The following is a 21141-nucleotide window of genomic DNA, read 5'->3' as shown; positions in this document are numbered from 1 at the left end:
CTATGTCCAACTAGTGAACTCTAAGCTGAGCCGTTCGGGTCGCCTCCCGTCAAGAGGTTGAACTGTTTCCGGGTCCTTGTGCACATGGCTCAGCGCCGCCCCCGGAGCCGGGAGCGGCGCGCGCCGACGGTTTCGGAAGGCTATTTCAGGGTGGCCGAGGTCAGTCCCGCCTGCACCTGGCGTTGGAACGACAGGTAGACCACCAGCATGGGGATCATCGCGATGGTCACGCCCGCGAAGAGGACGGGCAGGTCGGAGGCGTAGCCCTGCTGTTGTTGCAGCTGGATGAGCCCCTGGGTGAGGACGTAGCGCTCGGGGTCGCTGCCGCTCTGCGGCTGCATCAGCACGGTGGGCAGGATGAACTGGTTCCACTGGCCGAGTGTGTTGAAGATGCCGACGCTGATCAGACCCGGCTTCGCCATCGGCAGCATCACCTGGAAGAAGGTGCGGGTGTGCGAGGCGCCGTCGAGGATCGCCGCCTCGAAGACCGCCGTGGGAAGGGTCCGGAAGAAGGCGTGCATGAAGAACACCGTGAACGGCATCGAGTAGGCGACGTAGACCAGGATCAGGCCCTGGTAGGTGTTCAGCATGTCCAGCCGCTTGACCATGAAGAACAGCGGGACGAGGGCCAGGAAGACGGGGAACATCGCGCCGGCGACGAAGAAGTAGTACAGCAGCCGGTTGCCCCAGAACCGGTACCGGGCCAGGACGTACGCGGCCATGGAGCCGAACAGCATCGTCAACGGCACGGAGAAGGCCAGCACGAGGACGGTGTTGAGGAAGTAGTCGCCGATGCCCTTGTTCCAGGCGCGGCGGAAGACGTCGAAGCTCCAGTTCTCGGGCCATCCGAAGGCCGAGCCGCCGATCTGGGCGTCGGTCTTGAAGGAGCTGAGCACCAACCACAGCAGCGGCAGCACGATCAGCAGGGCCCACAGGGCGAGGAAGCCGTGCGAGAAGACGTTCAGCACGACGCCTTCACTGCGCCGGCCGCCGGGACGGGGCGGAACCTTGGTGGCGCTGGGCTGGGACGGAATGGTGCCGCCCTGGGCGGCGGTCTCCTTGAGGGGTGCGCTCATCGTCGTATCTCCCGCTCAGAACTCGACGCGGTCGCGGCGGGTGACGCGCAGCATGACCACGGACAGGACCAGGGTGAGCAGCAGCATGACGACGCCCATGGCGCAGGCGTATCCGCTCTTGCCGAAGTACTGGAAGTTGCGCATCATCACCGTCGACATCACATCGCTGTGGTGGTCGGGGCCGCCGCCGTACGCGCCCATGCTCGCGGTCATGGAGGACACCAGGACGAACATGTCCATCGCGACGATGCCGAGATACACCCAGGCGGTCTGCACGGTGTCCCACAGGAGCGGCAGGGTGATGCGGAAGAAGGACTGGTTGCGGCTCGCGCCGTCGATGAGAGCGGCCTCGTAGACGTCCTTCGGGATGGACTGCATGGCGGCCGAGAACAGCACCAGGTAGAAACCGACGCCGTGCCAGACCACGGCCGCCATCAGCGCCCACAGCACCATGTTCGGCTCGTTGAGCCATTCCACGGGATTGTTGCCGTCCACCAGATGCAGTTTGATCAGAAACCCGTTGAGCAGGCCGCCGCCGTCACTGCGGTACACGGCGTTGAACAGCACCGCGACAATCGCGAGGGACAACACCTGCGGGAAGAAGTAGACGATTTTGTAGAAACCGGATCCGGCGACGCCTTGCACCCCGCCGGCCCGGCTGCGCCCGCCGGCGTTCACCATGAACGCGAAGAATAGCGCGAGCAGGATCGTGATGATCGGGATGAAGATCAGGAACAGGATGTTGTGCCAGATGGCCTGCATGAAGACGTCGTCCTGGAACAGCGCCTTGTAATTGTCCAGACCGATGAACTTGAAGGTCTGCGACTGGCCCTTCCAGTCGGTCAGTGAATAGCCGAACGTCTGGATGTACGGCCAGATCACGAAGATCAGATAGAGCGCCACGGGAACGAAGAGAAATCCCGCGACGAACCTGTACTGCCCTTTGCGCATTGGCGTTTCCTGCCCCTGGTGTCCTCCCCCGGGCCGGACTTCTCCGACCCGGGAAACGGCGTTGCGGTCAGTCCCGGTGGTTCTTCTTGGAAGCCGGGTCCTTGGCCTGCTTGTCGACCGCGGCCTGGCACCGCTTGAGCCACTCCTTCGGCTGGATGCGCTTGGACATCAGCTCGTTGGACGCGGCCTGGATGGCAGTGTCCATCTCGCTGTACCACTCGGGATAGAGGTAGCGGAACGTGTTGTCGCCGGCCGCCTTGGACGCCTCGACGGTGGACTGCGTGCCCGGACGCAGCTTCACACTCGGGTCGACGCCGTCCTTGAGGATGGTGAGCGAGTTGGCCTCCTTCGCGAAGAGCGTCGACCACTCCTTCGAGAGCATGCGCCGCATGAACTCCTTTGCGCCAGGGAGATTCTTGGCCTTCGCCGGGATGATGAAGGGCTCTCCGGAACCGGCCCGGATCGCCTCGAAGGGCAGCTTGCTGTCCGGCAGCAGGGGCATCGGCATGAACTTCATGTCGAAGTCGGACGGCGTCTGCTTGAGCTGCTCGTTCTCCAGCCAGGAGCCGCAGGTGATGAACGCGGCCTTGTACTGGTTCCAGCGGGTCTGCGACTCGGTGTGCGTGAGGCCGTTGGTGCCGGGCATCAACAGGCCCTTCTCCACGACCTCGTAGATCGCCTCGACGCCGGCCTGCGCCGCGTCGGAGCCGACGAACGCCTTGGGGTCGAGGTTGTCGATCGCCTTCATGGCGTCCAGACCGCCCTTCTTGGCGATCATGTCCATGATGGCGACGTTGATGTAGTACGGGTACTTGCCCTGATGGGCGAGACCACCGATGCCGTCCTTCTTGGCGGCCTGACAGACCTTGATGAAGTCGGCCCAGGTCTTGGGCTCCTCCCAGCCCTTCTCCTTGAACAGCTTGCCGGAGTACCACAGGCCCCACACGGTGTAGATGTAGTTGAGGGCGACGATCTTGCCCTCCTGCATGCCCGCGTCGAGGGTACCGGGGATGATCATGTCCCGGACCTTCTTGCCGGGGTCGTCGACCGACGGCGCGTCGAGAACCGGGGCGAGATCCAGCAGCTGACCGTTCTTGTACAGGACGTCGACCTTGATCTGCTGGGCGCCGGAGTCGTCAACGATGTCCGGCGGGTTGCCCGCGTTGAAGCGGGGCTGCAGCTTGCCGGTGATCTCCTGGGTGCCGGTGTGGGTGGAGGTGATACCGAGCTTCTTCTGGAAGTTCGCCTCCCACGCCTTGGCGTAGTCGTCTCCGTAACCGCCCTTGAAGATGACGACGTCGAGCTTGCCGTTCTTCTCCACGCCGAAGGGGTTCGACTTGGACGTCTTGCCCTGGTGGGAGTCGGAGCCGTTGTCGTCTCCTCCGCCGCCGCTGGCACACGCCGACAGAAAACTCATCGCAGGTACGGAGATCAAGCCGAGTGCGGCCGACCGCTTGATCAGATCGCGGCGGCCTACACCCGCGCTGCCGTTGTTCTCGGCGGAAGTGGATCCCATGCTCAAGTCCTCGCCTTCTCCAGGACTCAGGCGGTGAACCGGATCCTCCCCGGCACCGCGGTCAGGTCAAGCAGGGTCGTGCAGGATGTGCTGGATCGTGTGATTCGCCGACAGGTATAGTCCACTTCCCGCCAGCTGAGCAAGATCGAATGCAAAGTGGGCCACGGGTCTTTTCCTAGTTGAGACCTCGCGGAAATATGAGCCTCCTGTGGCCACCGTGCCGGAAAATTCCGCGACATACGCCCCGAATGCCACAGTCAACACCCTTGACATCACTGACCACTTGACCCACTACTGGTCTCTGCGCGTTGCAGTTGACAACGTTGTCCACAAGCGCGGAGAGCCCAGGGAGGGTGCTGGCGTATGCGGCACAGAGCTCGGCACAGGTGGGGTCCGGCGGTCGTGATCACGGCCGCCTTTGTCATGGCGGTGGGCTCGCAGGGGGCGGCGGTCGCCCTGCCCGACGCGCCGCCCAAGGCGGGCCGGGAGTTCGCCTCCTCGTTCGAGGCGGGTGATCCGGCCCCGGACTGGCTCAACACCGTCGACACCGCGGCGGACGGCAGCAAGCGGGCCTCCGGTGTCGACGGCGGCTACAGCACCGGCATCCCGGGCAATGTCACCGACCATGTCACGGACGTGCGCGCCAGTGCCGAGAACACGGACGGCGGCGAGGTGAAGGAGAACCTCGTGGACGGGGAGTCCGGCACCAAGTGGCTGGCCTTCGCGCCCACCGGCTGGGTCGAGTTCGACCTGGACAAGCCGATCAAGCTGGTGACATACGCGCTGACCTCGGCCAATGACGTCGCCGAGCGCGATCCGAGGGACTGGACCCTGCAGGGCTCCACGGACGGCAAGGACTGGAAGACCGTCGACACCCGCTCCGGCGAGTCCTTCTCCGAGCGCTTCCAGACCAGGTCGTACGACCTCGCCGAGCCCGCCGAGTACCAGCACTTCCGGCTCGACATCACGAGGAACAACGGCGCGGACATCCTGCAGCTGGCCGACGTGCAGTTCTCCACGGGCGGCAGCGGCGGCCCGGTCCCGCAGGACATGCTCTCGCTGGTGGACCGCGGCCCGAGCGGATCGCCCACCGCGAAGGCGGGCGCCGGGTTCACCGGAAAGAGAGCCCTGCGTTACGCCGGACGGCACACCGCCGACGGGCGGGCGTACTCGTACAACAAGGTCTTCGACGTGAACGTGGCCGTCGGCCGGAACACCCGGCTGTCGTACCGGATCTTCCCGTCGATGGCGGACGGGGACCGCGACTACGACGCCACGAGCGTGTCGGTGGACCTCGCGTTCACGGACGGCACCCATCTGAGCGATCTCGGCGCGATCGACCAGCACGGGTTCACGCTGTCGCCGCAGGGCCAGGGCGCCTCGAAGGCCCTCTACGTCAACCAGTGGAACAACGTGGCCTCGCAGATCGGGTCGGTCGCGGCCGGAAAGACGGTCGACCGGATCCTGGTGGCGTACGACTCCTCCAAGGGCCCGGCGAGGTTCCGCGGCTGGCTGGACGACATCGCGATCAAGCCGGTCGCTCCGGAGCCGCCGAAGGCCCATCTGTCCGACTACGCGCTCACCACCCGCGGCACCAACTCCAGCGGCGGCTTCTCACGCGGCAACAACTTCCCCGCGACCGCCCTGCCGCACGGCTTCAACTTCTGGACGCCGGTGACCAACGCGTCCTCGCTGAGCTGGCTGTACGACTATGCGCGTGCGAACAACGACGACAACCTGCCGACGATCCAGGCGTTCAGTGCCAGTCACGAGCCAAGCCCGTGGATGGGCGACCGGCAGACCTTCCAGGTGATGCCGTCGGTCGCGGCCGGCGCCCCGGACACCGGCCGTCAGGCCCGTGAGCTGGCCTTCCGGCACGAGAACGAGACTGCCCGGCCGTACTACTACGGGGTGCGGTTCGAGAACGGGCTGAAGGCCGAGATGGCCCCGACCGACCATGCGGCGGCGCTCCGGTTCACCTACCCCGGTGACGACGCGAGCGTGGTCTTCGACAATGTGACGGAGCAGGCGGGGCTCACGCTCGACAAGGACAACGGGATCGTCACCGGCTACTCGGACGTGAAGTCGGGGCTGTCGACCGGCGCGACCCGGCTGTTCGTGTACGGCGTGTTCGACAGGAAGGTGACGGACGGCTCGTCGAGCGGGGTCAAGGGCTATCTGCGCTTCGACGCCGGCGAGGACCACACGGTCACCCTCCGCCTCGCCACCTCGCTCATCAGCATCGACCAGGCCAAGGACAACCTCCGCCAGGAGCTCCCGGACGGTACGTCCTTCGACGCGGTGAAGAACCGCGCCCAGCGGATCTGGGACCGTCTGCTCGGCAAGGTCGAGGTCGAGGGCGCGACGCCGGACCAGCTGACGACGCTGTACTCGTCCATGTACCGGCTGTACCTGTACCCCAACTCCGGCTTCGAGAAGGTCGGTTCCACGTACCAGTACGCCTCCCCGTTCTCACCGATGCCCAGCCAGGACACCCCGACGCACACCGGCGCGAAGATCGTGGACGGCAGGGTGTACGTCAACAACGGCTTCTGGGACACCTACCGGACGACCTGGCCGGCGTACTCGCTGCTGACGCCCGCTCAGGCGGGCCAGATGGTGGACGGGTTCGTGCAGCAGTACAAGGACGGCGGCTGGACCTCACGCTGGTCCTCCCCCGGATACGCGGATCTGATGACCGGCACCTCCTCGGACGTGGCGTTCGCGGACGCGTACATCAAGGGCGTGAAGTTCGACGCGAAGGCGGCGTACCAAGCGGCCGTGAAGAACGCGACGGTCGTCCCGCCGATGTCGGGCGTGGGCCGCAAGGGCATGGCGACCTCGCCCTTCCTCGGCTACACCACGACCTCCACCAACGAGGGCTTCTCATGGGCGATGGACGGCTACAACAACGACTACGGCATCGCCCGGATGGGCCGGGCTCTCTACCAGAAGACCGGTGACGAGCGGTACAAGGAGGAGTCCGAGTACTTCCTCAACCGCGCTCAGGACTACGTCAACCTCTACGACAAGTCGGCCGACTTCTTCCAGGGCCGAAACGACCGGGGCGACTGGCGACTCGACGCGTCCGAGTACGACCCGCGGGTGTGGGGCCACGACTACACCGAGAGCAACGGCTGGGGTTACGCCTTCACCGTCCCGCAGGACACCCGGGGTCTGGCGAACCTGTACGGCGGCAGGGGCGCGCTGGCCGACAAGCTGGACCGGTTCTTCTCGACCCCGGAGACGGCCGACCCGCAGTTCGCCGGGTCCTACGGCAGCGTCATCCACGAGATGACCGAGGCCCGGGACACCCGGATGGGCATGCTCGGGCAGTCCAACCAGCCCGCCCACCACATCCCCTATCTGTACGACGCGGCCGGACAGCCGTGGAAGACGCAGGAGAAGGTGCGCGAGATCCTCTCGCGGCTCTACGCCGGCAGCGAGATCGGCCAGGGCTACCACGGCGACGAGGACAACGGCGAGCAGTCGGGCTGGTACCTCTTCTCGGCCCTCGGCTTCTACCCGCTCGTCATGGGCAGCGGCGAGTACACCATCGGCTCCCCGCTGTTCACCAAGGCCACCGTGCATCTGGAGAACGGCCACGACCTGGTGGTGAAGGCTCCCGGGAACAGCCGGAGGAACATCTACGTCCAGGGCGTGCGCTTCAACGGGCAGGCGTGGAACTCGACTTCGCTCCCCCACTCGCTGCTCGCCAAGGGCGGGGTCCTGGAGTTCGACATGAGCGCGAAGCCGTCCTCGTGGGGCACGGGCAGGAACGCGGCGCCCGTGTCGATCACCCAGGACGACAAGGTGCCGACGCCGCGAGCTGACGTGCTGAAGGGTGCCGGGCCGCTGTTCGACAACACCTCGGCCACGGAGGCGACGGTGACCTCCGTGGACCTGCCGGTGTCCGGGCCGGTCAAGGGCCTCCAGTACACGGTGACCTCGTCGTCGGACCACACGAGGGCGCCGACCGGCTGGACGCTCCAGGGCTCGGACGACGACGGCACCACGTGGCAGACCCTCGACAGGCGGTCCGGTGAGTCCTTCACCTGGGACCGGCAGACACGGGCGTTCACCGTCGGGTCCCCGGGAACGTACGGGAAGTACCGGCTGGTTCTGGACGGCGAGGCGGTGGTGTCGGAGGTCGAACTGCTCGCCTGAGCAACCGCATGGGAACCCTCTCGCCTCAACTGGTTTGACAGCGCTGCCGGTTGAGGCGATAGGGTCCATGTACAGACCATGCGACAACGTTGTCGTCGCATTCGGTGTCTCAGAAGCCAACACCACCCGGGCAGGTACTCCCCCGGCCTGCACCGGCTCGCGGACCCGGTGGACGACCCATCGCCACCGGGTCCGCCCCGAGCGGCCCTTCAGCCGACCCGGCAGGGCAGGCTTGTCGCCGTGTCACCGCCGTCGCCCGTGACGACGTATCCGACGGTCGTGCTCTTCCCCGGAGCGAGCGAACCGTTCCAGTCGGCGTTGTGGACCATCACGTCCTGGCCGTTGTAGGTCGCGTTGCCGTTCCACAGACTGTCGACCTTCTGGCCGCCCGGCAGCATCCAGTCGACCATCCAGCCCAGCATCGGGACGTCGCCGGTGTTGGTGACGGTCACCTCGGACTGGTAGCCGCCGCTCCAGCTGTTGGTGGTCCTGCGGACGGCCTCGCACTTGCCCGGTACGGGGTCGGCCGGGTTGCCGGGGTCGTGGATGCCCGTGACCTCGCCGTGGCCGCCGTCGAAGACGACGTCGGAGCAGGAGTAGAAGGTCTCCGCGCTGTCCGAGCGCTGCCAGACCATGTAGATGATGTGGCGGCCCGACTTGCCGGCGGGAAGCTGCCCCGTCCACGAGTAGTTGGCCTCGACCGTGCCCGGGGTGCCGTTGAGGGGCGGGTGGTCGACGGTGAGGAAGGGCTGGTCCTCGATGTCGTCCCAGGTGAGGGGCTTGGTCGGGTCGAAGCCGTCCTTGGTGATGTAGACGTGGAACCAGCCCGGGTGCGCCGCCCAGGCGTTGTACGAGAAGTCGACGGTCGCGCCCGAGGTGAGATGGGTGAGCGGCCAGTCGTTGCGCGGGAGGTTGAAGCCCGTGAAGTTGGGATTGCCGCCGCTGCACAGCTGACCGTCCGGGACGAAGCCGCGGGTGCGACCGGCGCCGTCGGAGCGCAGCACGGAGAACCAGTTGTAGAACGGCGTGGTGCCGCTGACCTGTTGGGCCGCCTTGCAGGCCGGGTTGACCGGTTTGATCTCACCGGTGCTGGTGAGGCCGTCCTGCCAGCACAGGAAGGTACGGCTGCCGGGTTTCATGGGGGTGCCATGGGCTTGCGCCTTGCCGCCTGCCGTGACGACGAGGGCTAAGGCGGGGATGGTGGCGAGGAGCGAGACGAGGACGAGGAAGAGAGCTCTGGTCGTTAATCGGCGCGCCGGGCGACACGTTTTTGTCGTGATCATGACAGATACATCCTTCAGGTACGGCCGGGTGGATGCGGGCGTGCGGGTGCGAGCGGGGTGGGGGCGACCCGGGGCGGCGGGTTCCGGTCCGTCGCCCCACATGGGAGCGCTCCCACCCCGCGTGTGGGGAAAATAGCGCCAGTTGGGCCGGTTGTAAACGGGAAACGCGGGAGGGGTATGCCGTGGGGGGCGCGACACACGTCAACCGTGCGCCGTGGCCTCGCCGCTTCGGGTGGCGGTACCTTCGTACGTACGATCATGCCGCGTATCGGCGTCCACACTGGCGTCCATGGGAGCAGTGATGACCACACCCCAGCAGGGACGGGCCACCGAGGACACCTGGATGTTCCCGCCGGCCGACGGCTGGACCTTCGACCAGGTCAAGAACTTGGAGCTGCCCTTCGACTGGGAACTCGTGGACGGACGGATCGTGGTTCGAGGACAGACCAAGTTTTGGCACAACCGTGTACGGGACAAGTTCGCGGTCTCGCTGGAGGCGGCACGTATCCAGCCGTACGAGGTCGTGGCCGAGCAGTGCGTGATGGTGGACGACCAGAACACGCCCAAGCCCGACGTGATCGTCTTCGATCCGCGGAAGCTGGACTTCTTCGAGCTCGAGTGTGTCCCCGTGGCGAAGGTGTCGCTCGTCGTGGAAGTCGTCTCCCCCGGCTCACGCCAGGACGACCGCGTACGCAAACCCGCGCTCTTCGCCCAGCACAAGGTCCCGTACTACTGGCGCGTGGAGTTGGACCGCGACCAGAAGCTGGCGGTGCACGAGTACTGGCTCAACGCGGACACCCTCTCGTACTTTCCCGCGCCGTCGCACCCGGTGCACCACGAAAAGCTGGTCACCGAGCTGCCGTTTCCCATCGAGATCGACCTCGACGCACTCCTCGGCTTCTGATCCCGCCGTCCACCCCTTCTTCGATCGAGCTGTTACCGGGAGGCGACGGCTACGGTCCGTTCCACGGACGCGACGCCCGCCGGTGGCAGCTCGATCGTGAACTCGGTGCGCCCCGGGGCGCTCTCCACGTGGCTGCGGCCCCCGTGTGCCGAGACGATGGACTCCACGATCGCAAGCCCCAGCCCCGACCCGCCGACCGCCCCCGGCGCCCGGGCGCGGGACGTGTCGGCGCGGGTGAACCGCTCGAAAATCCTCGGCAGCAACTCGGCCGGAATGCCGGGCCCGTCGTCCCGCACCCGTATGACGCACCGCTTGGCCGTCACCTCCACCTCCGCCACCACGGCGGTGCCCGCAGGGGTGTGCATACGGGCGTTGGCCAGCAGGTTGGCCACCACCTGGTGGAGGCGGGCCTCGTCGCCGAGGACCAGGGCCGGGGTGGCGAGGGAGAGGGCGAGTTGCCAGTCGTGGCCGCTGCCCGCCGCCCGTGCGTCCCAGAGGGCCTCGGCGACCACCGCAGCCAGGTCGACCTCGTTGGACGGGAGCGGGCGGCCCTCGTCCAGGCGGGCCAGGAGCAGCAGGTCTTCCACCAGGCCTGTCATACGGGCCGATTCCGCCGAGACGCGGCGCCAGGCCAGCACCGGCTCGATGCGGTCCGTGCCGCGGTTCATCAGCTCCGCGTAGCCCGCGATGGACGCGAGGGGGGTGCGCAGTTCGTGGCTCGCGTCGGCCAGGAAGCGGCGCATGCGTTCCTCGCTGCGCCGACGTTCGGCTAGGGAGGATTCGACGTGGTCGATCAACCGGTTGAGTGCGGCGCCGACCTGGCCGACCTCGCCGGCGGGGTCGGTGTCCCGGGCGGGAACGCGGGTGAGGCCGGTGACCTCGCCGCGGCCGAGCGGTGAGCGGGAGACCTCGACCGCGGTGGCGGCGACCCGGCCGAGGGGGCGCAGCTGGCGTCGTATGACCACGGCGCAGACGATGCCCGCGGCGGCGAGGCCGGTGGCCGCGACGACCGCCTCCGCCTGGACCAGTCCGTCGATCATGTGCTGTACGCCGTCCATGGGGAGTCCGGCGAGGACGCGGATCCCGTCCGAGTCGAGCCCGGCGACCCGGTAGGTGCCGAGGCCGGGGACGGTGACGGTGTGCCTGGAGCCGTTGGGCGCGATGCCCTTCAGGGCGGTGCGCTGGCCGGTCGTCAGGGTCTGCGGCGGGGCGTCCTGCCTGACGAGCGCCGCGGAGACGACCCCGCCGTGGTCGTCGAGGCGGGCGGCGATCATACCGACGGGGTGGCCGTTCTCGGTGAGGAAGGAGAGGTTCGCCTTGTCGTCCGGTCGCAGAGCGGCCCCGCCCAGGCTGCGCTCTGCGGCATTGCTGACGCGGCCGTCCAACTCGCCTATGAGAGAGGCCCGTTGGACCACGGCGGTGGTGAAGGTCATCGCCGCGCACACGGCCACCAGGGTGGCGCCGACGCAGAGCAGCAGTCGGGCGCGCAGGGAGCGGGCGACCGGGCGGGCGGTCATCCGCCGTGCTCCGTCGGCCCGATGGTGCACCTGGCGGAGGGGCATGTCACGCGAGCTGACGGCTCCTGTCGATCAGCGCCGGGGCACGCAGACGACCGGAGGACGGGCAGCGTCCAGGGCCGCCGGCCCGCCTCGGCGACGGCGACGGACAGCGCTTCGGTGAGCGCGGAGATGCCTGACATGTCTCGATACTGTCCCGGTCCGCTGAGGGAACCCTGTGTTCCACCTGAGGGTGGGTGATGACCTGGGTCCTCCCGGCCGGGACACGGCGAGGGCCGCACCCCCGGCGTACCGGGGATGCGGCCCTCGACTGCCTTGCCGCGCCGCTTACTTGCGGATCAGGCTGCGCAGCACGTACTGCATGATGCCGCCGTTGCGGTAGTAGTCGGCCTCACCGGGGGTGTCGATGCGGACGACCGCGTCGAACTCGACGCCCGTGTCGGTGGTGACCTTGACCGTGCGCGGCGTGGTGCCGTTGTTGAGCTCCTCGACGCCCGCGAAGGAGAAGGTCTCCTCGCCGGTCAGGCCGAGGGACTCGGCGTTCGCGCCCTCCGGGAACTGCAGCGGCAGGACGCCCATGCCGATGAGGTTCGAGCGGTGGATGCGCTCGTACGACTCGGCGATGACGGCCTTGACGCCGAGCAGCGCGGTGCCCTTGGCGGCCCAGTCGCGGGACGAGCCGGAGCCGTACTCCTTGCCGGCCAGGACGACCAGCGGGATGCCCTGCTCGATGTAGTTGCGCGAGGCGTCGTAGATGAACGAGACGGGCGCGTCGGGCTGGGTGAAGTCGCGGGTGTAGCCGCCCTCGGTGCCCGGCGCGATCTGGTTGCGCAGGCGGATGTTGGCGAACGTACCGCGGATCATGACCTCGTGGTTGCCGCGGCGGGAGCCGTAGCTGTTGAAGTCGCGGCGCTCGACGCCGTGCTCCGTGAGGTACTTGCCGGCCGGGGTGTCGGCCTTGATCGCACCGGCCGGGGAGATGTGGTCGGTGGTGACCGAGTCGCCCAGCTTGGCGAGGACGCGGGCGCCGGAGATGTCGCTGACCGGGGCCGGCTCCAGCTCCATGCCCTCGAAGTACGGGGGCTTGCGGACGTAGGTCGACTCCGGGTCCCACTCGAAGGTGTTGCCGGTCGGGATCGGCAGCGCCTGCCACTGGGCGTCGCCCGCGAAGACGTCCTGGTAGGACTTGTTGAACATGTCCTCGCCGATGGCGTTGGCCACGACGTCGTTGACCTCGGCCTCGGAGGGCCAGATGTCCTTCAGGAAGACCGGGTTGCCGTCCTGGTCGGTGCCCAGGGCGTCACGCGTGATGTCCACCTTCATGGAGCCCGCGATGGCGTACGCGACGACCAGCGGCGGGGAGGCCAGGTAGTTCATCTTGACGTCGGGGTTGATACGGCCCTCGAAGTTCCGGTTGCCGGAGAGGACCGAGGTGACCGCGAGGTCGTGGTCGTTGACGGCCTTGGAGACCTCCTCCGGCAGCGGGCCGGAGTTGCCGATGCAGGTGGTGCAGCCGTAGCCGACGAGGTTGAAGCCGACCTTGTCGAGGTACGGGGTCAGGCCCGCCTTGTCGAAGTAGTCGGTGACGACCTTGGAGCCCGGGGCGAGGGTGGTCTTGACCCACGGCTTGCGGGTCAGGCCCTTCTCGACCGCCTTCTTGGCCACCAGGGCGGCGGCGACCATGACGTACGGGTTGGAGGTGTTGGTGCAGGAGGTGATGGCCGCGACCGTCACCGCACCGTGGTCGATCTCGTACGTGGAACCGTCGGGGGCGGTCACGGTGACCGGGTTGGACGGGGCGCCGTTCGGGGCGACGGCCGGGGCGTCGGAGGCCGGGAAGGACTCCTGTCCCGCCTCGTCGACGACGTCCACGTAGTTGCGTACGTCGGCCTTGAACTGCTCGGCGGCGTTCGCGAGGACGATGCGGTCCTGCGGGCGCTTCGGGCCGGCGATGGAGGGGACGACCGTCGACAGGTCGAGCTCCAGCTTCTCGGAGAAGTCCGGCTCGGCCTTCGGGTCCAGCCAGAGGCCCTGCTCCTTGGCGTACGCCTCGACGAGCGCGACCTGCTGGTCGGAGCGGCCGGTCAGGCGCAGGTAGTTCAGGGTCTCGTCGTCGATCGGGAAGATCGCGGCGGTGGAGCCGAACTCCGGCGACATGTTGCCGATGGTGGCGCGGTTGGCGAGGCTCGTGGCGGCCACGCCCTCGCCGTAGAACTCGACGAACTTGCCGACGACGCCGTGCTTGCGCAGCATCTCGGTGATGGTGAGCACGAGGTCGGTGGCGGTGGTGCCGGGCTGCAGCTCACCGGTGAGCTTGAAGCCGACGACGCGCGGGATCAGCATGGAGACCGGCTGGCCGAGCATGGCGGCCTCGGCCTCGATGCCGCCGACGCCCCAGCCCAGCACACCGAGGCCGTTGACCATCGTGGTGTGCGAGTCGGTGCCGACGAGGGTGTCGGGGTACGCCTGGCCATTCCGGACCATGACGGTACGCGCGAGGTGCTCGATGTTGACCTGGTGGACGATGCCGGTGCCGGGCGGGACGACCTTGAACTCGTCGAACGCGGTCTGGCCCCAGCGCAGGAACTGGTAGCGCTCCTTGTTGCGGCCGTACTCCAGCTCGACGTTCTGCTTGAAGGCGTCGTTCGTGCCGAACTTGTCGGCGATGACGGAGTGGTCGATGACCAGCTCGGCCGGGGCCAGCGGGTTGATCTTCGCCGGGTCGCCGCCGAGCTCCTTGACGGCCTCACGCATGGTGGCGAGGTCGACGACACAGGGCACGCCGGTGAAGTCCTGCATGATCACGCGGGCGGGCGTGAACTGGATCTCCTGGCTGGGCTGCGCCTGGGAGTGCCAGCCGCCGAGGGCGCGGATGTGGTCGGCGGTGATGTTCGCGCCGTCCTCCGTGCGGAGCAGGTTCTCCAGCAGGACCTTGAGGCTGTACGGCAGTCGGGCCGAGCCCTCCACCTTGTCCAGCCGGAAGATCTCGTACGACTCGTCGCCCACCTGCAGCGTGCTGCGGGCGTCGAAGCTGTTCGCCGACACGACAGTCTCCTTCATTGATGTGCGCGTACTCACCACGATCCTGCCGCCACGGCATCTCGGCCGATCCGCTAAGGTAAGGCTAAGTTAGGTAACCCTTACCGGGGCTGGCGGCTGCGGTGCTCCTCGGCAGATATCTCGATGTCGAGATAACTCTAGTACATGGGGCCGGGATGGTCATGCCCGACCTCGTCACAGCCGCGCCCTGACGGCTCCTTCCATCGCATCCACACAACCGGTCCCGCCAGGCGATTATCCGGCGAAAAGGGGCATTTGGCGCGGGCGGCCATCAGTGCGCCGAGCCTGGGTACTCGCCTCCCGCGGGGAAGTCCGTCCGGCGTGAAGGGAGGCGCTCGCCCACCGACCCCCGATGAGGCGACGTTGACGGTCCGTCACCCGAATGGACCCCCTTCACGTGCCTCATCTCATATCTGAGATAGCCTCAACCCCATGGCAGACGACTACCTCGTACGCATCGGCAAGCTCATCCGTGACGCCCGGCAACATCGTGGCTGGACACAGGCCCAGCTCGCAGAGGCCCTCGGCACCAGCCAGAGTGCCGTCAACCGCATCGAGCGCGGCAATCAGAACATCAGCCTTGAGATGATCGCTCGAATCGGTGAAGCCCTGGAGAGCGAAATCGTCTCCCTGGGCTATGCGGGGCCGATGCATCTGCGGGTGGTCGGCGGCCGGCGGCTGTCCGGTGCCATCGACGTCAAGACGAGCAAGAACGCCTGTGTGGCGCTGCTGTGCGCCTCGCTGCTCAACAAGGGCCGCACCGTGCTGCGCCGGGTGGCGCGGATCGAGGAGGTGTACCGGCTCCTGGAGGTGCTGGGCTCCATCGGTGTGCGCACGCGCTGGATCAACGACGGCGTGGACCTGGAGATCGTGCCGCCCGCCGAGCTGGACATGGCGGCGATCGACGCCGACGCCGCCGTACGGACACGGTCCATCATCATGTTCTTCGGCCCGCTTCTGCACCGCATGGACCACTTCAAGCTGCCGTACGCGGGCGGTTGCGACCTCGGCACGCGGACCATCGAGCCGCACATGATCGCGCTGCGCCGCTTCGGCCTCGACATCACAGCCACCGAGGGGCAGTACCACGCGCTGGTGGACCGGACGGTGCGGCCCGACCGGCCGATCGTGCTGACCGAGCGCGGGGACACCGTCACCGAGAACGCGCTGCTGGCCGCCGCCCGCCACGACGGCGTCAGCGTCATCCGCAACGCGTCCTCCAACTACATGGTCCAGGACCTGTGCTTCTTCCTGGAGGCCCTGGGCGTCAAGGTCGAGGGCATCGGTACGACGACCCTCACCGTGCACGGCGTGCCGCAGATCGACGTGGACGTCGACTACTCCCCCTCTGAGGACCCGGTCGAGGCGATGAGCCTGCTGGCGGCGGCGGTGGTGACGGAGTCGGAGCTGACGGTGCGTCGCGTGCCCATCGAGTTCCTGGAGATCGAGCTGGCGGTCCTGGAGGAGATGGGGCTCGACCACGACCGCACGCCCGAGTACTTCGCGGACAACGGCCGTACCCGGCTGGTGGACCTCACCGTGCGGCCCTCCAAGCTGGAGGCGCCGATCGACAAGATCCACCCGATGCCGTTCCCCGGCCTGAACATCGACAACGTCCCGTTCTTCGCGGCCATCGCGGCCGTGGCGCAGGGCAAGACGCTGATCCACGACTGGGTCTACGACAACCGCGCGATCTACCTGACGGACCTCAACCGCCTCGGCGGCCGCCTCCAGCTCCTCGACCCGCACCGGGTGCTGGTCGAGGGCCCGACCCGCTGGCGCGCCGCCGAGATGATGTGCCCGCCCGCCCTGCGGCCCGCCGTGGTCGTCCTGCTGGCGATGATGGCGGCCGACGGCACGTCCGTACTGCGGAACGTGTATGTCATCAACCGGGGTTACGAGGATCTGGCGGAGCGGCTGAACTCGGTCGGGGCGCAGATCGAGATCTTCCGGGACATCTGAGTCACCGCGGCCGCCGCGCCCTCTTCGGCCTGCACTGAGTACAGGTACGGGGAGGGTGTGGCGGTACGCCGACGGCTGCAGTCCCGAATGATCAGAGGGTGAGCAGCTCCTCGTGGAAGCCGCCGAACTCCCGTTCCCGGTCGACGAGATGGATCTCCAGGATCCAGTGGCAGGTGCGCCCGGCCTTGTCGGTGCGGCGCAGTGGGGTGTCGTTGGCTGGGGTGATGTACGACTCCGCGTCCGCTCCGTCGATCCGTTCGTGCGGGAACTCCCCGACCAGATGCCCGGTGTGCCAGCCGCCCAGCTCCCACCCGGCGCCGGCCGCCAGCCGCTCCACCTCGGCGTGGAGCTGCTTGCCGGTGATGTCGGGATCGGCCTCGAAGAAGTGGCGGCCCGCGGCGAAGATCTTCGGCAGGTCGTCGCGGAGCCGCTGTTTGACCGGGTCGTCGCCGAGGACGAAGGTCCGGCCGAAGTCGGCCTCGTACTCCTCGAAGATCGGCCCGAAGTCGGCGAACACGATGTCGTCCGCGCCGATCACCCGGTCCGGCGGATTCTCCCTGTACGGCACCAGCGTGTTGGGGCCGGAGCGCACGATCCGCTTGTGCCAGTGCCGGGTCGTGCCGAACAGCTCGTTCGCCAGGTCCCGGATCCGGTCGCTGACCGCCCGCTCCCCCTGCCCGGGCGCGATCAGCCCGCGCTCCTCGACCTGCGCGAAGAGCCGCACGGCCTTCGCCTGGGCGTCCAGCAGGCGCGCCGCACGTGTGGGTTCGTCATCGTCCGCCATGGGCCGAACGTAGTTGTCCGGATCATTCACGGCAACGATTGCCGGGGGCGGTGGTGCCTCCGATCCCGTCAGGTCCACGCGGTGTATCCGCCGTCCACGCGTATGGCGTCGATGCCGCTGATGTAGCGGGCGCCGCAGCGGTCCTGGGGCAGGACGAGCTGGGCGCCGGCGCGGTCGAGCGGGGTGGCGTCGAGGGTGACGGCGAGCAGGACGGGGGCGCGGCCGAAGTCGGGGTCGATCTCGGCCCAGGAGAGCAGGGTGTGGTGGCCGTCCGTGCCGTGCACGGCGATGAGGAAGCGGAGGCGGTCCTTGCGGCGGGCGGGATCGAAGACGGGCCCCGCGTCCAGGAGGACGTCGTGCAGGAACGGGCCCGTGAAGGTGTGCTGCCGGCTGCCGCTGGTGGCGCACTCGAAGGCGACCTCGGCACGGTGCTGGGGCCAGGCGAGCAGGTCGGGCACCGTCAGCCGGGCCGGTCGGTCCAGGTCGCCGGTGAGGACGAGTTCCGCCGCGGGTCCGGCGGCCGTACGGGCAGCTGCGAGGGTCTGGCTCACGGGCTACCACCTCCCGCATGACCGTACCCGGACCACCCTCCCGTACAAACGCACATGCCAGGTCGACAGATCACAGTCCCGGCTCATGCGATGCGACAGCAGACTTTCACCTTGCATCTGCGGCAGTATCATCGGCACATGCACACCTACCGGATCGGGGACGCCGCCGCCTTACTCGGCGTGAGCCCCGACACCGTGCGGCGTCTGGTCGACACAGGGAGGCTGACCGCCGAACGCGACGAGCTGGGCCACCGGATCATCCCCGGGCCGGCTCTTGCGGCCTACGCCCGCGAGATGCACCGGGCGGAACGGGAGTCCACCGGCTCCTCGGCCCGCAACCGGTTCTCCGGCATCGTCACCGACGTGATCCTCGGGGACGTCTCCGCACAGGTGGAGATCCAGGCCGGGCCGTTCCGGGTGGTGGCCATGGTCAGCCGGGAGTCGGCTGAGGAGCTGACGCTGGAGCCCGGTGTTCCGGCGGTGGCCGTGATCAAGTCGACCAACGTGGTCGTCGAGAGACCGTAGACAAGGTCGCAAGACCGTAGCCGAGTCCGTCAGGACCTCAAGGGAGTTACCCGTGATGACCCGTTCCGTGCGTCGGACCCGCCGGATGCTGCAGGTGACCGGTGTGAGCGCCGCCGCGCTGCTGGCCCTGAGCGCCTGTTCGTCCTCCGACTCGGACTCCACCAAGTCCGGCACCTCGGCGCCGGCCTCCTCGTCGCCGAAGCTGTCGGGCACGGTGACCGTGTTCGCCGCCGCCTCGCTGAAGGAGAGCTTCACGACGCTGGGCAAGGAGTTCGAGAAGGCCCACCCGGGTACGAAGGTGACCTTCAGCTTCGGTGGCAGCGACACCCTCGCCGCGCAGATCACCGGCGGCGCCCCGGCCGACGTCTTCGCCGCGGCGAGCCCCAAGACGATGAAGATCGTGACGGCCAAGGGCGACGCGGTGGGCACGCCGGCCACCTTCGTCCGCAACCAGCTGGAGATCGCCACCCTGCCGGGCAACCCCGACAAGGTCGCCTCCCTCAAGGACCTCACCAGGTCCTCGCTGAAGGTCGTCCTGTGCGACAAGACGGTGCCGTGCGGTGCCGCCGCCCAGAAGGCGCTGGACGCGAGCAAGCTGAAGCTGACCCCGGTCTCCTACGAGCAGGACGTCAAGTCCGCCCTGAACAAGGTGGTGCTGAAGGAGGCCGACGCCGCGGTCGTCTACAAGACCGATGTGAAGGCGGCGGGCAGCAAGGTGCAGGGCGTGGAGTTCCCCGAGTCCGCCGACGCCGTCAACGACTACCCGATCACCCTGCTCAAGGACGCGCCCAACGCGGCGGCGGCCAAGGCGTTCATCGCCCTGGTGCAGTCCGCCGAGGGCCGGCAGGTCCTGACCGGGGCCGGGTTCCTCAAGCCGTGACCCCTCATTCCCCGGACGAGGCCGGAGCCGCGGACACCCTGAGCGGTGGCCCGCGGCGCCGCCGTGTCCGCAGGAGCGGTGCTCCGCTGCCTCTCCTCGGACCCGCGCTGATCGGCCTGGCCTTCCTGGTCCTGCCACTCGTCGCCCTGCTGATCCGGGCCCCGTGGCGGAGCATGCCCGACCTGTTGACCAGCACCGAGGTGTGGCAGGCGCTCCAGCTGTCGCTGGTCTGCGCGACGGCGGCGACCGCGGTGAGCCTGGTGCTCGGAGTGCCGCTGGCCTGGCTGCTGGCCCGGGTCGAGTTCCCGGGACGCGGCGTCGTACGGGCCCTGGTCACCCTGCCGCTCGTGCTGCCACCGGTGGTGGGTGGCGTCGCGCTGCTGATGGCGCTCGGGCGCAACGGGGTGATCGGGAAGTGGCTGGACTCGTGGTTCGGTGTCACGCTTCCCTTCACCACCGCCGGAGTCGTGGTCGCCGAGGCCTTCGTGGCCATGCCGTTCCTCGTCATCAGCGTCGAGGGCACCCTGCGCGCCGCCGACCCGCGTTACGAGGAGGCGGCCACCACGCTCGGTGCCTCTCGCTTCACCGCGTTCCGCCGGGTCACCCTGCCGCTCATCGCCCCCGGGGTCGCCGCGGGCGCCGTGCTCGCCTGGGCCCGCGCGCTGGGCGAGTTCGGTGCGACGATCACCTTCGCCGGGAACTTCCCGGGCCGCACCGAGACCATGCCCCTCGCGGTCTACCTCGCCCTCCAGAACGACCCGGAGGCGGCGATCGCCCTCAGCCTGGTCCTGCTGGCGGTGTCGATCGCCGTGCTGGCGGGGCTGCGAGACCGCTGGGTGACCCCCTCATGACCGACATCGACAAGGCCGCCGTGGGCGCCCCCACCCGCACCGGCGAGGGTCTCGACGCCCGGCTGTCGGTCGAGCGCGGCTCCTTCCGCCTCGACGTGACGCTGAGCGCGGCGCCCGGTGACGTGGTCGCCCTCCTCGGCCCCAACGGAGCCGGCAAGACCACCGCCCTGCGCGCCCTGGCCGGGCTCGTGCCGCTCAACGGCGGCCATCTGCGCCTGGACGGCGAGCCGTTGGACGCCGTGCCGCCCGAGTCCCGCCCGGTGGGTGTCGTCTTCCAGGACTATCTGCTCTTCCCCCATCTGACCGCCCTGGACAACGTGGCCTTCGGGCCGCGCTGCCACGGCGCCACCAAGTCGCAGGCCCGTGCCGAGGCCGCCGTATGGCTGGAACGGCTGGGCCTGACCGACCACGCCGGGGTGAAACCCCGCCGCCTCTCCGGCGGCCAGGCCCAGCGCGTCGCCCTCGCCCGCGCCCTGGCCACCCACCCCCGCCTGCTGCTCCTCGACGAACCGCTGGCCGCCCTCGACGCCCGTACCCGGCTGGACGTCCGGGCCCAGCTCCGCCACCACCTGGCGGACTTCGAGGCCGTCGCCGTACTCGTCACGCACGACCCCCTGGACGCCATGGTCCTGGCCGACCACCTGGTCGTCATCGAGGACGGCCGCATCGTCCAGGAGGGCACCCCCGCGCACATCGCCCGCCACCCGCGCACCGACTACATCGCCCACCTGGTCGGCCTGAACCTCTACCGCGGGCAGGCCGAAGGCCACACGGTCCGCCTCGACGACGGCCCCGGCATCACGACCGGGGAGGACCTCACCGGCCCCGTCTTCGTGGCCTTCCCGCCCGGCGCGGTCACCCTCTACCGGGACCGCCCCACCGGCACCAGCGCCCGCAACCTCTGGCGTTGCGAGGTGGCCGGCCTGGAGACCCACGGCGACCAGATCCGCGCCGCCCTCACCGGCGAACTCCCCCTCGCCGCCGACCTCACCACGGTCGCCGCGGCGGAACTCGGCCTGCACCCCGGCGCCACGGTCTGGGCGACGGTGAAGGCGGCGCAGACACACGCCTATCCGGCCTGAGGGCACCGCGGACGGGCCGGACTGCCGGTCGC

At 68.5% G+C, this 21141-nt stretch carries 15 protein-coding genes; 7 read left to right on the top strand and 8 right to left on the bottom strand.

The genetic code is table 11. The features are described 5' to 3' along the window. Positions 1-140: 140 nt before the first annotated feature. The 3 genes from ACFY1E_RS27480 to ngcE all read right to left on the bottom strand — a co-directional run bounded on the left by ACFY1E_RS27480 (position 141) and on the right by ngcE (position 3543). Positions 141-1076, bottom strand: a complete 936-nt coding sequence (locus ACFY1E_RS27480; RefSeq protein WP_389080258.1) for a carbohydrate ABC transporter permease — start codon at positions 1074-1076, stop codon at positions 141-143. Between the two features lie 15 nt (positions 1077-1091). Further along, positions 1092-2027: a carbohydrate ABC transporter permease gene (locus ACFY1E_RS27475; protein WP_389080257.1), complete on the bottom strand. Its 936-nt coding sequence runs from the start codon at positions 2025-2027 to the stop codon at positions 1092-1094. 67 nt (positions 2028-2094) lie between these two features. Beyond that, on the bottom strand, positions 2095-3543 hold the full coding sequence (gene ngcE / locus ACFY1E_RS27470; RefSeq protein WP_389080255.1) for an N-acetylglucosamine/diacetylchitobiose ABC transporter substrate-binding protein: 1449 nt from the start codon (positions 3541-3543) through the stop codon (positions 2095-2097). Between the two features lie 363 nt (positions 3544-3906). On the opposite strand from ngcE, the gene ACFY1E_RS27465 reads away from it, so the two are divergent. Beyond that, positions 3907-7710, top strand: a complete 3804-nt coding sequence (locus ACFY1E_RS27465; RefSeq protein WP_389080254.1) for a GH92 family glycosyl hydrolase — start codon at positions 3907-3909, stop codon at positions 7708-7710. Between the two features lie 209 nt (positions 7711-7919). On the opposite strand, the gene ACFY1E_RS27460 is transcribed toward ACFY1E_RS27465, so the two are convergent. After that, positions 7920-8993: a lytic polysaccharide monooxygenase gene (locus ACFY1E_RS27460; RefSeq protein WP_389080253.1), complete on the bottom strand. Its 1074-nt coding sequence runs from the start codon at positions 8991-8993 to the stop codon at positions 7920-7922. Positions 8994-9282: 289 nt separating this feature from the next. On the opposite strand from ACFY1E_RS27460, the gene ACFY1E_RS27455 reads away from it, so the two are divergent. Continuing rightward, positions 9283-9897, top strand: a complete 615-nt coding sequence (locus tag ACFY1E_RS27455; RefSeq protein ID WP_389080252.1) for a Uma2 family endonuclease — start codon at positions 9283-9285, stop codon at positions 9895-9897. Positions 9898-9929: 32 nt separating this feature from the next. On the opposite strand, the gene ACFY1E_RS27450 is transcribed toward ACFY1E_RS27455, so the two are convergent. Then, positions 9930-11414, bottom strand: a complete 1485-nt coding sequence (locus ACFY1E_RS27450) for a sensor histidine kinase (RefSeq protein WP_389080251.1) — start codon at positions 11412-11414, stop codon at positions 9930-9932. A gap of 327 nt (positions 11415-11741) precedes the next feature. Continuing rightward, complete coding sequence (acnA, locus tag ACFY1E_RS27445; RefSeq protein ID WP_389080249.1) at positions 11742-14459, bottom strand: aconitate hydratase AcnA; 2718 nt, start codon at positions 14457-14459, stop codon at positions 11742-11744. Positions 14460-14906: 447 nt separating this feature from the next. Here acnA and ACFY1E_RS27440 point away from each other — a divergent pair, with 447 nt between their 5' ends. Further along, positions 14907-16436 carry a helix-turn-helix domain-containing protein gene (locus ACFY1E_RS27440; RefSeq protein WP_389080248.1) on the top strand — a complete coding sequence of 510 codons (1530 nt, stop codon included), beginning with the start codon at positions 14907-14909 and terminating at the stop codon, positions 16434-16436. 91 nt (positions 16437-16527) lie between these two features. On the opposite strand, the gene ACFY1E_RS27435 is transcribed toward ACFY1E_RS27440, so the two are convergent. Then, positions 16528-17220 (bottom strand): M24 family metallopeptidase, encoded by a 693-nt coding sequence (locus ACFY1E_RS27435; protein ID WP_389080247.1) that lies wholly within the window; start codon positions 17218-17220, stop codon positions 16528-16530. Between the two features lie 68 nt (positions 17221-17288). Then, on the bottom strand, positions 17289-17771 hold the full coding sequence (locus ACFY1E_RS27430) for a molybdopterin-dependent oxidoreductase (protein WP_389080245.1): 483 nt from the start codon (positions 17769-17771) through the stop codon (positions 17289-17291). A 138-nt stretch (positions 17772-17909) separates the two neighbouring features. On the opposite strand from ACFY1E_RS27430, the gene ACFY1E_RS27425 reads away from it, so the two are divergent. From ACFY1E_RS27425 to ACFY1E_RS27410, 4 genes are read left to right on the top strand one after another with little or no spacing between them, the layout of a single operon-like run. After that, complete coding sequence (locus tag ACFY1E_RS27425) at positions 17910-18296, top strand: molybdopterin-binding protein (RefSeq protein ID WP_389080244.1); 387 nt, start codon at positions 17910-17912, stop codon at positions 18294-18296. A gap of 55 nt (positions 18297-18351) precedes the next feature. Then, positions 18352-19176, top strand: a complete 825-nt coding sequence (modA, locus tag ACFY1E_RS27420) for a molybdate ABC transporter substrate-binding protein (protein ID WP_389080242.1) — start codon at positions 18352-18354, stop codon at positions 19174-19176. Then, on the top strand, positions 19173-20027 hold the full coding sequence (gene modB / locus ACFY1E_RS27415) for a molybdate ABC transporter permease subunit (RefSeq protein ID WP_389080241.1): 855 nt from the start codon (positions 19173-19175) through the stop codon (positions 20025-20027). Before modA ends, modB begins: the two co-directional genes overlap by 4 nt. Further along, positions 20024-21109, top strand: a complete 1086-nt coding sequence (locus ACFY1E_RS27410) for an ABC transporter ATP-binding protein (RefSeq protein ID WP_389080240.1) — start codon at positions 20024-20026, stop codon at positions 21107-21109. Before modB ends, ACFY1E_RS27410 begins: the two co-directional genes overlap by 4 nt. The last annotated feature ends 32 nt before the right edge of the window (positions 21110-21141 follow it).

The organism is Streptomyces sp. NPDC001604 (assembly GCF_042893475.1).
Classification (GTDB): domain Bacteria; phylum Actinomycetota; class Actinomycetes; order Streptomycetales; family Streptomycetaceae; genus Streptomyces.
This window is presented reverse-complemented; position numbering and strand designations above follow the sequence as displayed.

Coding starts and splice junctions, on each gene's coding strand:
- ACFY1E_RS27425 (WP_389080244.1), top strand. CDS start 17,910: ATGCACACCTACCGGATCGGGGACGCCGCCGCCTTACTCGGCGTGAGC.
- ACFY1E_RS27440 (WP_389080248.1), top strand. CDS start 14,907: ATGGCAGACGACTACCTCGTACGCATCGGCAAGCTCATCCGTGACGCC.
- ACFY1E_RS27465 (WP_389080254.1), top strand. CDS start 3,907: ATGCGGCACAGAGCTCGGCACAGGTGGGGTCCGGCGGTCGTGATCACG.
- ACFY1E_RS27455 (WP_389080252.1), top strand. CDS start 9,283: ATGGGAGCAGTGATGACCACACCCCAGCAGGGACGGGCCACCGAGGAC.
- ACFY1E_RS27475 (WP_389080257.1), bottom strand. CDS start 2,027: ATGCGCAAAGGGCAGTACAGGTTCGTCGCGGGATTTCTCTTCGTTCCC.
- ACFY1E_RS27460 (WP_389080253.1), bottom strand. CDS start 8,993: ATGATCACGACAAAAACGTGTCGCCCGGCGCGCCGATTAACGACCAGA.
- modA (WP_389080242.1), top strand. CDS start 18,352: ATGACCCGTTCCGTGCGTCGGACCCGCCGGATGCTGCAGGTGACCGGT.
- ACFY1E_RS27410 (WP_389080240.1), top strand. CDS start 20,024: ATGACCGACATCGACAAGGCCGCCGTGGGCGCCCCCACCCGCACCGGC.
- ACFY1E_RS27450 (WP_389080251.1), bottom strand. CDS start 11,414: ATGACCGCCCGCCCGGTCGCCCGCTCCCTGCGCGCCCGACTGCTGCTC.
- ngcE (WP_389080255.1), bottom strand. CDS start 3,543: ATGGGATCCACTTCCGCCGAGAACAACGGCAGCGCGGGTGTAGGCCGC.
- ACFY1E_RS27435 (WP_389080247.1), bottom strand. CDS start 17,220: ATGGCGGACGATGACGAACCCACACGTGCGGCGCGCCTGCTGGACGCC.
- ACFY1E_RS27480 (WP_389080258.1), bottom strand. CDS start 1,076: ATGAGCGCACCCCTCAAGGAGACCGCCGCCCAGGGCGGCACCATTCCG.